Source organism: Marinobacter salinisoli, assembly GCF_017301335.1.
GTDB classification, from domain to species: domain Bacteria; phylum Pseudomonadota; class Gammaproteobacteria; order Pseudomonadales; family Oleiphilaceae; genus Marinobacter; species Marinobacter salinisoli.
The window spans coordinates 413634-426510 of record NZ_CP071247.1 but is presented as its reverse complement, the minus strand read 5'-3'; the positions used below and the strand labels follow the sequence as shown (position 1 = coordinate 426510).

Genomic DNA, 12877 nt, shown 5'->3' with positions numbered 1-12877 from the left:
TTATGACCGACCAGAAAACCAGTCGCCGTGAGGCGATTCTCCATGCCTTGGTGGAGTTGTTAGAAAAAGATCCGGGTGCCCGCATCACCACCGCCGGCCTGGCAAAATCCGTAGGTGTTACCGAAGCGGCGCTATACCGGCACTTTCCCAGCAAGCGCAAGATGTTTGAAGCGCTGATCGAATTTGCCGAGGACGCGGTGTTCACCCGCTGTCAGGTCATTCTTCAGGAGCAGGACGACGTCACGGTTCGCCTGCAGCAACTGGTGAACCTTGTGCTGGTGTTCGCCGAGCGCAACCCTGGTTTGTGCTGCGTGTTGACCGGTGATGCCCTGATGGGCGAGAACGAAACGCTGCGCAAGCGCGCGTCCCAGTTTTTCGAGCGTCTGGAAACCCAGGTCCGGCAGATCCTGAAAGAGGGTGACATCCGGCAGGGGGTTCGGCCCCGGACCAGTCCGGCCCGTGGTGCCGAGTTTGTTCTGGTGTTCATGGAAGGCAGAATCCAGCGCTTTATTCGCTCGTCCTTTACCCGCCTGCCGTCTGCTGATCTGGATGAAAGCTGGGGCCTGATGGCCGACAGTGTCTGGGCTCAGCCGGCCTACGCGTAGCCCGAGGCTGAGCGCAGCAAGTCACGCACCGGCTGCCAGATGGCCGGGGCGGAGATCAGGATATCCCGCCCCCACAAATCCGCCGGGTAGCCCTCGGGCACCTCGCTGAAATGGCCGGCTTTAGCGCCGGCCTCGATGGCAATCAGCCGGGCCGCGGCAAAATCCCAGGGGCTCACGTTCTCGTAGTAGATGTCCAGTCGCCCGCACGCTACCCAGCAGATATCCAGAGCAGCGGAACCGATACGGCGCAAATCCCGGCACTGGTGAATCATGGCGTCCAACCGGCTCACCAGCGGTTGCAGGTTGTCCTTGGTGTAGGGGAAGCCGGTGGCAAACAGTGATTGGCGCAGTTCCGTCGCGCCACTGTGCTGAATGCTGTTGCCGTTCAGTGTCGCCCCGTTGCCCCGGCGGGCCAGGAACGTCTCGTTCGAAAAAGGCGCATGCACAACACCCACCTGAACCCGTCCTTTTTCCGCATAGGCAATGGAGACCGCCACCTGCGGGTGCCCGTAGGCATAGTTTACGGTGCCGTCGATGGGATCAACGATCCACAGCGGCGTGTCCAGGTGCTCGGCCTGGCTCAGGTCCGGCATGGTTTCTTCGGATAGAATGCGGTGTCCGGGAAAACGTTTCCGGATGGCGGCGGTGATCAGCTGGTCGGCGAGCACGTCCGCATGGGTGACCAGCTCCGTCTGCTCCTTGTAATCCGTGCGCAGGGTATTCTGTTCCCGTTCGCGGCGGATCAGCTCACCCGCTTCTCGGGCCAGGCTGTCAGCGAAGTCGGTGATCTCGTTGACGGATGTCGGGTTGGTCACGGTGCCCCCAGGTGTGTGGTCTGGAAATGAGGGCACCAGTCTAGCATGGGCGGCTCAGAGGCTGCCCAGCCAGCGCTCCATTTTGTCCATGGCCAGCACAATGCGCGGGCAGGCCTGCTGGACAAACGCGTCATTCAGCTCTGCATCGGCAAATTCGGTGGCCGCCAGGGCAAGCGCCTGTGCACCGTCAAAGTCGACGAACGCCAGGCGGGCACCAAGGTGGTCCGGTACAAAACCGAAGTCGCTGGCAGGCAGGATGGCCACCCCGGTGTTCTCCAGCAGCGCCTGGCAGAACGCCTGGCTGGTCTTGATATCCCGTTTGTCGAGTTGGTCCCGGAATGCAGAGAAGTTCGGGAACAGGTAGAACGCCCCCTCGGGCTTCTGGACCTCGGCGCCCATCTCGGTCAGCCGGCGATGGACGTACTCACCAATCACCTTGAGTACCCGGCGGGATTGCACCAGGTAGTCCTCGATGTCTTCGCCGCCCTCGAAGGCAGGAATGGCCGCATATTGGATAGGTGCGCTGGTGGAGGTGAAGGTTTCGCTGGCGATGATGGCCATGGCATCCAGCAGCGGGCGCAGTTCGGGCGGAAATATGAAGGTACCCAGGCGCCAGCCACCGGCCCCGGCCCACTTGCTCAGACCGGTGCTGATGATGGTGCCCTCCGGGTAATAGCGGGCAATGGATTTGTGCTTACCCTCGAAGTGCACCTCGCCGTAAATTTCATCCGACAACAGGATCAGCCGGTATTTCCGCGCCACATTGGCGATCGCCAACAGCTGGTCTTCGGTGTAGGTGCAGCCGGTGGGATTGGAGGGGTAGTTCAGGATCAGGATGCGCGGCCGGGTAGGGTCATCCCGGCAGATGATATCCAGTTCCTCGGCCGTCAGTTGCCAGTTATTCTCGGCGTGGGTCGGCAACCAGTGCACCGAACGCCCGATGATGCGCGCCTGGGGGGCGTACGACACCCAGCTCGGGCGGGGAATGAGCAGGTCACCGTAATAGGCCAGTTGCAGGATGAACAGAAGCTCCTTGGAGCCCGGGCCGATCAGCACGTCTTCCCAGGTGCAGCGCAGTTTTGCCCCCCGATTGATGTAGCCGGCAATGGCTTCGCGCAGGCCTTTCAGACCTTTTACCGGCAGGTAGTCCTTTTCGTGCGCGTGCGCTTGCAGTGCTTTTACCACCCGGTCAGGTACCGGGAACGGGGACTGCCCCAGGCCCAGCTTGATGATTTCCTTGCCTTCGGCCTTGAGCTGGTTGCTCAGTTCATTGATGCGGAGGGTTGAGGAAGGCTGGATGCCCCGGACGTTCAGGTTGATGGCGTAGCGGTGTTCGGTTTGGATATCCATATGTCCAGTCTGCGGTGAAAAAGTGTCCAGACCAGTATATGGGACCAAACCTGGCTTGTTGGCAAGGCCAGATAAGTGGTTGCCGTATTTTTTACGCGACTTTAGTCGGAAACGCCGGTGGCCAGTTGCTTCAGGGCGGCGTTGAACTCGGCCGCTAACTGATCGGCCTGGGGGTGTTGCCGGGAAAAACCGGCACGGAAGAATCGCTCCTTGCCTATGACGCCTGGTACCGCCTTGAGCATCGCCAGTTCCGGGAAACGCTTCCGGTGCTGGCGGATCAGATGGTCGCAGGCGGACTGTTCGCAGATGAAGACATCGGCGCGGCCCTTGCCGACCATGCGCAGCCCGGCCAGATTGGGGCGTTCCTGCTGCAGCCGAACGGTGTCCGGCTTGGTCCGGGCTATCCAGTCCATAAAGTCTGGGGCGTAGCTGTAGTGTTCGGCAAGGGCGATCTTGCGTCCAGACAGGTCGTCGTAGTCGTTCCAGGACAGGTCATCATCCTTGCGGGCGTAGAATACGTCCCGGGCCGTGCTGATCGGGTCGGTAAATACATAGAACTGGCTCCGTTCCGGCGAAGCCGTCAGGGAAAAGATCAGGTCTGCCGAGCCGTTTCGGGCCATCAGTTCGGCCCGGGCCCAGGGCAAGATCCGAAACCTGGGTTCGTAGCCCATAACCGCCAGTACAGCGCTGACGGTGTCTACATCGGTACCGGCCGCTTGTCCGTTCTCCAGGTATTCATACGGAGGGTAGTTGGTTGTTACCGCCTGAATCAGCGGCTTTTCAGCATGGGCGAAGGGCAGCGCGCACAGCATCGTCGTGATCAAAAGAAAGCTGTATCTGAACATCTACTGCTCCGATTCGCGTCAGTCCACCGTTTACCGGCTCGGTCACGATTGCCCTGGGGCAATGGAGTAATGGTGGTGGCGTGGGGCTGACAGGAGGCGCAGTTTGTCCGATTGCTCAATAATTTGTCAAAAATTGTTAATTGGCGCCGGGTGCCAAATGTCGAGCTGGCCTATATTGGTTGGTCCGCAGTATCTAACAATCACAACATGCGGAGGCACCATGAGACACTCCATGGCCGAGCTCCAATCAAAGGGCACGCCCGGTGCAGGGCCCGCTTTGCCTTTGGGCAGAGTTCTGATTGTTGATGATCACTCACTGTTTTCCCAAGGTCTTGCAGGGCTTTTGCAACAGGCTGGGCTGGCCGACTCGGTTGCTTTGGCCCGATCTGTTGACGAGGCTGCGGGCGTGCTCTGTAGCGACGCCATCGATCTGGTTCTGCTGGATGTATCGCTGAACGGGGAAACGGGCCTGATGTTGCTGCCCAGGGTGCTTGCCCGCGAGTTACCGGTTCCGGTGGTGGTCATTTCCAGTTCAGAGGACGAAACGACCGTCCGCGCCGCCAGGGCCGCCGGAGCCCGCGGGTTTTTGCCGAAGTCGGCCGGCCGAACGGCCTTGATTGCCATGTGTCGCAGCATCAGCCAGGGCGCCGATTATTTTCCGGGGCAGGGGCGGCCGAACGATCAGATTCAGGGCCTGACACCACGGCAGACGCAAGTGCTGTTCCTGTTAGCCCAGGGGTTTCCGAACAAGCGTATCTGCCAGAGCCTGAACCTGACCGAGCACACCGTGAAAACTCATCTGAAAGCGATCTTTACGCACATGGGCGTGCACAACCGTACCGAATGCGTTACTCAGGCACGGCAGATGGGCTGGCTCTGACGGCATCGCCGGATGCCGGGGCCTGTGTGGTCGGGGCCGCCATCAGTGCCAGCCAGAAGACACTGCCATGGCCCGGTTGTGAGCGAACCCCGCAGCGCCCGCCCATCATCTCGGTGAGCTCTTGCACAATCGCCAGACCAAGCCCCAGACCGGTCGCGTGGTCCGGGCCGTGCTCGCCGCGCACATAGGGCTGGAACACGTCCTGCCGGATCTGGTCGTCCAGGCCGGACCCGTTGTCGCTGATCTCAATAGTGACCCGCTCATCCTGCTGGCTGGCGGACACGCCGATGGTATTGCCACCGCTGTGATCGATGGCGTTGAACACCAGGTTCTGGAGCACCCGCAGTAGCAGATCCGGATCTGCTGAGACCCCAAGGCCGGGCGACAGTGGATCCGATGCCACGGTAATGCCATGTATGGCGGCATGGTCCACGGTCAGGTCAACCAGTTGTTCGATCAGCGGCTTCAGCGAGAAGGCTGAGATTTGAGGCTGAATCATGCCTTCGTGAAGTCGTGATACATCCAGCACATTATTCAGAAGCTGGCGGAAATGTACGACCGTGCGTTGAAGCCGCTGGATCAGGGACAGGTGGCTGGCGGACAGACGAGCCTCCGACAGGTTCTCCAGCATCAGCGCGATGACATTCAGCGGCTGCCGGAGATCGTGGCTGGCCGCGGAGATCAGTCGTCCCTTCTGCTCGCTTTCCTCCCGGGCTTCCTGATGCAATAACTCAATCAGGTTCTGGTCCAGAAAATGAGCACGGTGTCGGTACTCGCTCAGCCAGGCGCCCACCATGCCAATGGTATTGGCCGTCAGGATGAAAAACAGGTTAACCAGCAGGTGCGCGGTGGGCAGTCCAGTGGCCAACTCTGCAGCAAGATAGGCGGCGATGATCAACGCCGAGGTAACGGACACCGCGAAAAAGGGCAGGCCCATGGCGAAGTAGCCGAACATCAGCATCAGCAGCAAGCCCTCATAGGGCAGGGGAAAGTCCCTGACCCGTGCCGCGACAATGATGGCAACGACGCTCAGCCCGCCAATCAGATAGGCCAGGGTGTACAGATGTTCGAAGACCCGGTTGCTGGGCTTCTGGCAGAACGACAGCCACCACACCAGCGCGATTGTTGGCAAAGTCAGCCACAGTCGGATTGCGACGGTGACCCCTGCCAGTTCGGCAGGGAGGAGCAACAGGTCAGCGAGGATATAGGAAGAGAACAGCAGCAGGCCGGCGGCAGACACCAGGCGGGCACGGTCGCGAACGACGGCCGCCCGAAACTCCCGATATCGGGGTTCCAGTTCCTGTCTGAAGCGCAGGCGCCGAAAACCGGCTGCCTGCTGTGCTCGAATGAGTTGTGTGTCCACTTTTGTCCGCCTGCCCGTCCGTGGCCTCTCAAGTGTACGTTGGCGACCGGTCATTGGGCGGGAGTGGCTGCACATTCTGATCAATTACTGCTCAATAATTGAAGGCGGGCCCAGGTCTGAAGCTTCTGGTCCGGGAAGTGCCTCTGGATCAGTTCCTCAGCTTGGCTGGCTGCGTCTTGAGGCGCCAGGCCGGACGTTTCCAGTTGCGTCAGTGCGCTTTGTAAGTGCTCGAAACGTTCAGTGAATTCCTTTCTTTCGGTGAGGAAGGCTGTGACTTCCGACGCCGACTCGGGCGACATGCCCCGTTCGATCAGGCGCTGCCCGGCGGCCTCGGCGGAGTCGGCGGTTTCGATGATCTCCAGTCTTTCGCGATGCTCCTGCTGGCTCGCCATCAACTGCTGTTCGGTGTCCCGCAGCGGGGCCGGCAACTGGTTTCGGTGCCAGGTGGCGAGCGCGGCCTTGGCCTCGGTGCCCAGGTCCTCTCGGCTGGCCAGATCAATCGTTGCCAGCGTGTATTCGCCGTAGGCTTCTTCGAGCCCGAAAAAGGCCTGGTGCACCTCCGGGGTGAAAATGGATTGCCGTAATTGTCGGAGTTCGGCAAAGGCCTGATGCAGCATTTCCCGCTGATAGGCGGGATCACCCTGTCGTGCCGGGTCCAGCGGCCGGCGTTGCATGAGCACGGCCTGCTCTTTGAAGTTCAGGTACTGATCCAGTATCTCCATGGCCTGTTTGGCGGCAGTCTCGGGAAGGCTGGCGTAGGCCAGCGCACGCACCTGCTCCAGCGCAACCTCTGGCGGTACTTCGCCAACAGTGCTCATGAAGTAGTCAAAGAAATCCCGGGTTTCGAGATCGACAATGAGTGCACCGTTACGGTCGGCTTTCAGCGCGCCATCGATATCCGTACCCGCCAACGAGCCCGCGAAGGGGCTATCACCGAGTGAATGTGGCGTGCGGGATGCCACCTTGGGAGCCGACAGGCGGGGATCCCCGGGCCAGGTCTGCCCGGTTGTTACACCGGCTTGAGTGCGGGCGGGCTGAACTTGTGTGTCGAGGTCGCTGGCGCGCAAGCTCGAATCCGGCGATGTGGTTGTGGCGGACTCCGGCAGTAAAAACCACATCGCACTGCCAGCCACCAGGGCTGACAGTGCGATGCCGGAGAGCCATCGACGGTTGAACAACGGACGATGTCTCATACCCACCTCGAATTACAGGCCGCGGTTTTTCAGGCGGTTGGCCTGATTGCGGTACAAGGTCACCGGGTTCACCCAGATCGAACGGTTGCCCAGAATATGGTTGATGGCATCCACGTGGTTCATGTCGTAGTGGGTACCGATGACCCGGCCCATCATGGTGGAGCAGACGCCGACCAGGCCGTCGCTGGGCTCCCGCCCGAACGCCTTGGAGGTGATGCCAAGGAATGGGTCTGAGACATCCAGGATGTTGGTCCAGATGCCCCGGCCGGTCCAGGAGAAGAACTTGATCTTGTTGCCGTTGATCCAGACATCCTCGGAGGTGCCGGAACAGGAGGTCTTGTTCACGCCTTTCCAGCCCAGGGCGTCGTTGAGGCTGGTGGTGCCCCGGGTGGTCAGGGTTTCCAGTGCGGCTATGCCGTCCTGCGGGTTGTTGGCATCGGACAATTCGTTAACGATGCCACCCAGGGCATTGGCGATGGCGTCCGCGCCACCTTCCACGTAACTGCCGGGCGGAATGATGCCGCGGATGACATCGGCCACTTTCGAGCCCTTGTTCACCCCATTGATGGAGGTGATCGAGGCGATCTTGTGAGGGATCAGTGAGGCGGTGACCCGGGAGGTGGGCGCGCCCTGACTGTGTGCCATCAGATTGACCTTGGCGTGGCCCAGTCCGTTGACGTAGTTGGCCAGTTGCTGGCCGCGTTGCTCGCTGCTGTTCACGAAAGAAACGCTGGAGGTATATACCGTGGCGCCACTGCGTCTGAGGTTCCAGGGTATGGTGTGGAAGTAGTTGATCAGGCCGCCAATGGTGTCGAATCCGGTAACGCCGTGGACGAGCACGATCGGATAGCGGGTGTTGGTGTAGCTTGCGTGTGAAAGGAATGAGGCTGACAGCAATACGAGCCCCAGCGTAAACGCTGCGGTCATACGGGAACGCATAATTGACTCCTGTTGTTTTTGTAACGGCCGCCCATGCGGCCATTGGTCGTTAATGCGGAATCGATTATTCGCCGATGGCGGAAAGGCGGGTATCGCCCATTTGGGGGAGCGTCAGGAAATCCGGTGCGGGTCCAATTCCATGTGCAGGATTCGCTGGCCGAGCATAATGACCCGGCCGGTGTAGCGTTCTTCACCGGTGGAGGTGAAATCAAACAGGAAGCGTCGCCAGACCCGTATGCGACCGTTGTCGTCGCGTTTGAACCATAACCCGCGCAGGTACACGGCATCGTCCAGCAGCATGACATCCATGCTCTTGCAGTAGCGATGGGCGGTCTGCAGCACGAAATCCTTGATGGCTTTGGCGCGCCACCAGTACCAGACGGCAAAGCCGGCCAGGAAAAGCCAGAACAGGGAACCCAGAGTCACGACGTTGGCTTGCTCTCGAAAATGCGTGGGAGGATGGGGCAACAGCCTAACTGATTGGCCTGGTCGGAGAAAGGCTGTCGGATGTCGGCGCCAGCCATCGGCAACAGGGAGGGCTGCCGGGTTTGGCTGGGCCAGTTAAAAAGAAGCCCGGCCCACTTGTCAGTGGCCGGGCTGATTTCATCGCCAGAATCAGTGCGCCGTCTTGCTGTGATCCCGGGCCAGCAGAATGTAGAACGCCGGCAGTACGAAGATGGTAAACAGGGTGCCAATCCCCAGGCCCGCGCTGATGGTGATGCCGATGGCAAAACGGCTTTCGGCGCCTGGGCCAACGGCAATCAGCAGTGGGATCATGGCGAAGATCAGCGCCAGCGAGGTCATGATGATCGGGCGCAACCGGATGGCCGCTGCTTCCACCACTGCTTTGGTCTTGCTGAAGCCATCTTCAATCTGCAGCTTGTTGGCAAACTCCACGATCAGGATGCCGTTCTTGGACACCACCCCGATCAGCGTGATCAGGCCTACCTGGCTGTAGATGTTCATGCTCGTGAAGCCCAGCACGATAAAGGCCATCGCCCCGGCTACCGACATGGGTACCGACACCAGAATGATGAACGGATCCCGCCAGCTTTCAAACTGGGCGGCCAGCACCAGGTAAATCACCAGCAGTGACAGGAAGAAGGTCACCATCAGTGCGCTGCCCTGATTTGCCAGTTGGCGGCTCTGGCCGGTGTAGTCGTAGGTGAAGCCCTGGGGCAGCACGTCGGCAGCGGTGGTTTCCATGAACTCCATGGCGGTACCCGCTGCCACACCGGGCATGACAACCCCCTCCAGCGTCACCGAGTTCTGCTGGTTGAGCTGGGTCCGGTTGGACGGTTCCACGTCCTGAGTGAAGCTGACCACGCTGCCAAGCGGTACCAGTTCGCCCGAGTCGGCGCGCACGTAGTATTGCTTCAGAGCCTGCTCATCCAGACGGAAGCTCTGCTCCACCTGGGGGATCACCTGATAGGAGCGGCCTTCCATACTGAAGCGGTTGATGTAGCCGCCCCCGAGCATGCTGGACAGCACCTGACCGACATCCTGCATGGACAGACCAAGGTCGGCCACGCGGTCCCGGTCCACGTGAATGCGAGTGACCGGGCGGTCGAAGTTGATCGACTTGCGCAGGAACATGAAGTTGCCGCTGCCCATGGCCTTGCCCAGCATCTCGCTGGCAACCTGGTCCAGCTGGGCATAGTCGTTACCGGTGGTAATGACGAACTGGAACGGCAGGCCACCGCCGGCCCCCGGCAGGGACGGGCGTGGGAACACGGCCGTTTGAAGGCCGGTGACTTTCTTCAGCTCGGCATCCAGCATGGGCTGAACCTCAAACTGGGAGATATCACGCTGGCTCCAGGGGGCCAGTTTGAAGCCACCGAACACGGCGTTGGGGCCGGTGAAGCCGATGATCATGAAGTCTTCGTTGTAGCCCGGCAGCTGGGACATGCGTTCCTGAACTTCGTCGCCGTGCTCCTGCAGGTAATCCAGGGTCGACGTCTGGGGGCCCAGGCCCTGGTAGAACAGAATGCTCTGGTCTTCCGTCGGGGCCAGTTCGTTGCGGCTCATCATATTCATGAAGTAGATGGAGGCCAGAATGACGACAGCGAAGAAGACCACCACCGACTTGGTTTCCATCAGCGCACTGAGCGCTTTCTTGTAGCTATTGGCCAGGCCGTTGAACGACCGCTCGACCAACTGCTCGAACTTGCCCGGATTGCCGTGGGGCTTCAGAACTTTGCCCGACAGCATGGGGGACAGGGTCAGGGCGACCACGCCGGAAATCACCACCGCGCCGGCGAGGGTGAACGCAAACTCGGTGAACAGCGAGCCAACCAGGCCGCCCATGAAGCCAATGGGCGCGTACACCGCCACCAGGGTGGTGGTCATGGCAATAACCGGCACCGCCATTTCCCGGGCACCCTGAATTGCGGCATCAAAGCGCGATGCGCCCTGCTCGATGTGTCGGTGTACGTTTTCCACCATGATGATGGCGTCATCGACCACCAGACCGATGGCCAGCACCAGGGACAACAGCGTCAGCAGGTTCAGCGAGAAACCAAACAGCAGCATGATGAACGCACCGCCAATCAGCGACAGCGGTACCGCCACCGACGGTACGATGGCCGCCCGGATCGAGCCGAGGCACAGGAACACCACCACCAGAACGATCACGAGGGCTTCCAGCAGGGTCTTGATGACTTCCTTGATGGAATCGTCGATAAACTCCGAGGCATCATAGGCCAGGCGGACCTTCAAGCCGGAAGGCAGCTGGCTTTCGATATCGGGCAGGGCATCTTTTACCAGCCCGGCCACGGTCAGCGGGTTCGCACCCGGCGCCAGCTCAATGGCGACGTAGGTGGCAGGCTGCCCCTTGTAGAGTGCGAGCTGATCGTAGGATTCCGAGCCCAGCTCAACGCGGGCAATGTCCTGCAGGCGAATCTGGGTGCCGCCGGACTGCTTCACCACCAGCTGTCGGAACTGATCCGGGTCGGCCACGTCGGTGTCGCTGGTCAGGGCGATTTCCGTGTACTTGCCCTTGGTGTTGCCCACGCCGGCCTGGTAGTTGTTGGCCCGCAGTTTGGCGACAACCTCGGGCGGCGTCATATCCACTGCGGCCAGCCGTTCCGGATCCAGCCAGACCCGCAGCGCATACTTGCGCCCGATCAGGTCAGCCTTGCCGACGCCAGACAGTGCCTGCAGCCGGGGTTGAACCACCCGGGTGAGGTAATCGGTAATCTGCGGAACCGCCAGCTCTTCACTGTAGAACGCGATGTACATCAGGGCAGTGGAATCCCCGGTGGTGGAGGTGATCACCGGGTCCTGGGCATCTGCCGGCAATACGTTGCGCTGACTGGCCACTTTCGACTGGATCTCCGCCAACGCGGCGTTGGCGTCGTAGTTCAGCTCCATCTTGGCTTCGATGGTGGACACACCCTGTGAGCTGGTCGAGGTCAGGTAGTCAATACCACTGGCCTCGGCGATAGCCTGCTGTATCGGGGTGGTAATAAAGCCTTTGACCAGGTCCGAACTGGCGCCCGGATAGGCGGTGGTGACCGTCACCGTGGTGCTTTCCAGTTCCGGGTACTGACGGATTTCCATCTCCATCGCGGCCCGGGCGCCGAGCAACAGGATCAGCAGGCTGACGACGGTCGCCAGTACGGGGCGATTGATGAATATATCGGTGAAGCGCATCAGTCAGACGCCTCCTCGGCGGCTTGCTGGATTGCTACGGACTGGCCGGCGCGCAGCCGCAGCAGGCCCTTGGACACCACGGTTTCGCCTGCGTCCAGGCCGGACAGGACGGCGACACGGCCCTCACGGGTCTCGCCGGTCTCGATGGTGCGGCGATTCACCACCAGGGTGCCTTCTTCGTTTTCTTCCACCACAAATACAAAGTCACCATAGGTGTTGTAGGACACCGCGGTGCGGGGCACGGTGATGACTTCGTTGTCCTTGGGCTGACGGGTCATCACCGTGGCGAACATGCCCGGGCGAAGTTGTTTGCCGTCGTTGCTCAAGGTAGCCCGGATGCGCACGGTGCGGGTTTCCGGATTGACCGAGGTGTTGATGGCGCTGACTTCACCCGCGAACTGCTGGTCTGGCACGGCGGCGACTGTGGCGATCACCGGGTAGCCGGTGGCCACGTCCGGCAGGTTCTTCTCGGACAGGGTGTAATCCACGTAGATCGGGTCCAGCATGTTGACCTCGACAATGGGCGTGCCGGTGGCGATGTATTCGCCCTGATCCACCATGCGGATGCCCAGGGTGCCGTCGAACGGTGCCCGGATCACTTTCTTGCTGAGCTGGGCTTCGGCTTCGTTGACCCGAGCGCGAGCGGCGTCGAAGTTGGCTTTGGCTTCATCGTATTGGGATTGAGACACCGCCCGCTTGGGCAGAAGGTCGGATACGCGCTTGAATTCCTGAGCGGCCAATTCGGCCTCGGCGCGACGGGTACGAAGGGCCGCCTCATCAATGGCGGAATTCAGGCGGATCAGGACGTCACCCTGTTTCACGGTGTCGCCGGACTCGAAGTTGATGGACTCAATCACGCCAGCCACTTCGTTGGCCACCTGAACGCCGTTGACCGCTTCGGTGCTGCCAACTGCCTTGATGGCCGGAGTCCACAGCTCCTGTTGGGCATCAACCGCCGAAATCTCGATCGGTGGCTGGGGTTTGCCCATCGATTCCTGGAACTGGCCAAACTGGTAGAACTTGTAACCGAAGATGCCACCGAGAACGATGGCCAGAAAAATGACAACGATCACGAAGCGGGAAGCTGTGCGCATAATGACGGGTCCTGGGAAAACGGAAAACAATCGGGTTTGAGCACTGGTCCTGGCGGGGAGCTGCCATCCGCTCCAGCAGGATTCATGCAACTCTATGCCTCTAACCTCGGGCTGGTCGCGCCCATAAAGGGTAGCATCC

Annotated in this window: 11 protein-coding genes; 2 read left to right on the top strand and 9 right to left on the bottom strand. The window is 60.7% G+C overall.

Features of this window, described 5'->3' with window-relative positions; all coding sequences use genetic code 11:
• Positions 1 to 2 precede the first annotated feature (2 nt).
• Complete coding sequence (slmA, locus tag LPB19_RS01970) at positions 3 to 605, top strand: nucleoid occlusion factor SlmA (protein WP_206644424.1); 603 nt, start codon at positions 3 to 5, stop codon at positions 603 to 605.
• On the opposite strand, the gene LPB19_RS01965 is transcribed toward slmA, so the two are convergent.
• The 3 genes from LPB19_RS01965 to LPB19_RS01955 all read right to left on the bottom strand — a co-directional run bounded on the left by LPB19_RS01965 (position 596) and on the right by LPB19_RS01955 (position 3615).
• Complete coding sequence (locus tag LPB19_RS01965) at positions 596 to 1420, bottom strand: inositol monophosphatase family protein (RefSeq protein WP_206644423.1); 825 nt, start codon at positions 1418 to 1420, stop codon at positions 596 to 598. The two genes, slmA and LPB19_RS01965, sit on opposite strands and share 10 nt — an antisense overlap.
• 54 nt (positions 1421 to 1474) lie before the next feature.
• Positions 1475 to 2770: a pyridoxal phosphate-dependent aminotransferase gene (locus tag LPB19_RS01960; protein WP_206644422.1), complete on the bottom strand. Its 1296-nt coding sequence runs from the start codon at positions 2768 to 2770 to the stop codon at positions 1475 to 1477.
• Between the two features lie 101 nt (positions 2771 to 2871).
• Entirely contained in the window at positions 2872 to 3615 is a 744-nt protein-coding gene (locus LPB19_RS01955) for a substrate-binding periplasmic protein (RefSeq protein WP_206644421.1), read from the bottom strand.
• A gap of 220 nt (positions 3616 to 3835) precedes the next feature.
• Here LPB19_RS01955 and LPB19_RS01950 point away from each other — a divergent pair, with 220 nt between their 5' ends.
• Positions 3836 to 4495: a response regulator transcription factor gene (locus LPB19_RS01950; protein ID WP_228289178.1), complete on the top strand. Its 660-nt coding sequence runs from the start codon at positions 3836 to 3838 to the stop codon at positions 4493 to 4495.
• Here the strand turns inward: LPB19_RS01950 and LPB19_RS01945 are convergent.
• The 6 genes from LPB19_RS01945 to LPB19_RS01920 all read right to left on the bottom strand — a co-directional run bounded on the left by LPB19_RS01945 (position 4464) and on the right by LPB19_RS01920 (position 12738).
• Complete coding sequence (locus LPB19_RS01945; RefSeq protein ID WP_228289177.1) at positions 4464 to 5858, bottom strand: sensor histidine kinase; 1395 nt, start codon at positions 5856 to 5858, stop codon at positions 4464 to 4466. The two genes, LPB19_RS01950 and LPB19_RS01945, sit on opposite strands and share 32 nt — an antisense overlap.
• Before the next feature lie 80 nt (positions 5859 to 5938).
• Positions 5939 to 7051 carry a lipase secretion chaperone gene (locus LPB19_RS01940; protein ID WP_206644419.1) on the bottom strand — a complete coding sequence of 371 codons (1113 nt, stop codon included), beginning with the start codon at positions 7049 to 7051 and terminating at the stop codon, positions 5939 to 5941.
• A 12-nt stretch (positions 7052 to 7063) separates the two neighbouring features.
• Complete coding sequence (locus tag LPB19_RS01935; protein WP_206644418.1) at positions 7064 to 7990, bottom strand: esterase/lipase family protein; 927 nt, start codon at positions 7988 to 7990, stop codon at positions 7064 to 7066.
• Between the two features lie 111 nt (positions 7991 to 8101).
• Complete coding sequence (locus tag LPB19_RS01930) at positions 8102 to 8416, bottom strand: DUF3301 domain-containing protein (protein WP_206644417.1); 315 nt, start codon at positions 8414 to 8416, stop codon at positions 8102 to 8104.
• A gap of 189 nt (positions 8417 to 8605) precedes the next feature.
• Complete coding sequence (locus LPB19_RS01925; RefSeq protein WP_206644415.1) at positions 8606 to 11644, bottom strand: efflux RND transporter permease subunit; 3039 nt, start codon at positions 11642 to 11644, stop codon at positions 8606 to 8608.
• A complete protein-coding gene (locus tag LPB19_RS01920; protein WP_206644414.1) occupies positions 11644 to 12738 on the bottom strand; it encodes an efflux RND transporter periplasmic adaptor subunit in 1095 nt (364 codons plus the stop codon). Before LPB19_RS01920 ends, LPB19_RS01925 begins: the two co-directional genes overlap by 1 nt.
• Positions 12739 to 12877: the final 139 nt, after the last annotated feature.

What these genes read in the sequence shown, in the direction of transcription:
- LPB19_RS01960 (WP_206644422.1), bottom strand. Translation starts at nt 2,770, where the DNA reads ATGGATATCCAAACCGAACACCGCTACGCCATCAACCTGAACGTCCGG.
- LPB19_RS01925 (WP_206644415.1), bottom strand. Translation starts at nt 11,644, where the DNA reads ATGCGCTTCACCGATATATTCATCAATCGCCCCGTACTGGCGACCGTC.
- LPB19_RS01955 (WP_206644421.1), bottom strand. Translation starts at nt 3,615, where the DNA reads ATGTTCAGATACAGCTTTCTTTTGATCACGACGATGCTGTGCGCGCTG.
- slmA (WP_206644424.1), top strand. Translation starts at nt 3, where the DNA reads ATGACCGACCAGAAAACCAGTCGCCGTGAGGCGATTCTCCATGCCTTG.
- LPB19_RS01920 (WP_206644414.1), bottom strand. Translation starts at nt 12,738, where the DNA reads ATGCGCACAGCTTCCCGCTTCGTGATCGTTGTCATTTTTCTGGCCATC.
- LPB19_RS01940 (WP_206644419.1), bottom strand. Translation starts at nt 7,051, where the DNA reads ATGAGACATCGTCCGTTGTTCAACCGTCGATGGCTCTCCGGCATCGCA.
- LPB19_RS01935 (WP_206644418.1), bottom strand. Translation starts at nt 7,990, where the DNA reads ATGCGTTCCCGTATGACCGCAGCGTTTACGCTGGGGCTCGTATTGCTG.
- LPB19_RS01950 (WP_228289178.1), top strand. Translation starts at nt 3,836, where the DNA reads ATGAGACACTCCATGGCCGAGCTCCAATCAAAGGGCACGCCCGGTGCA.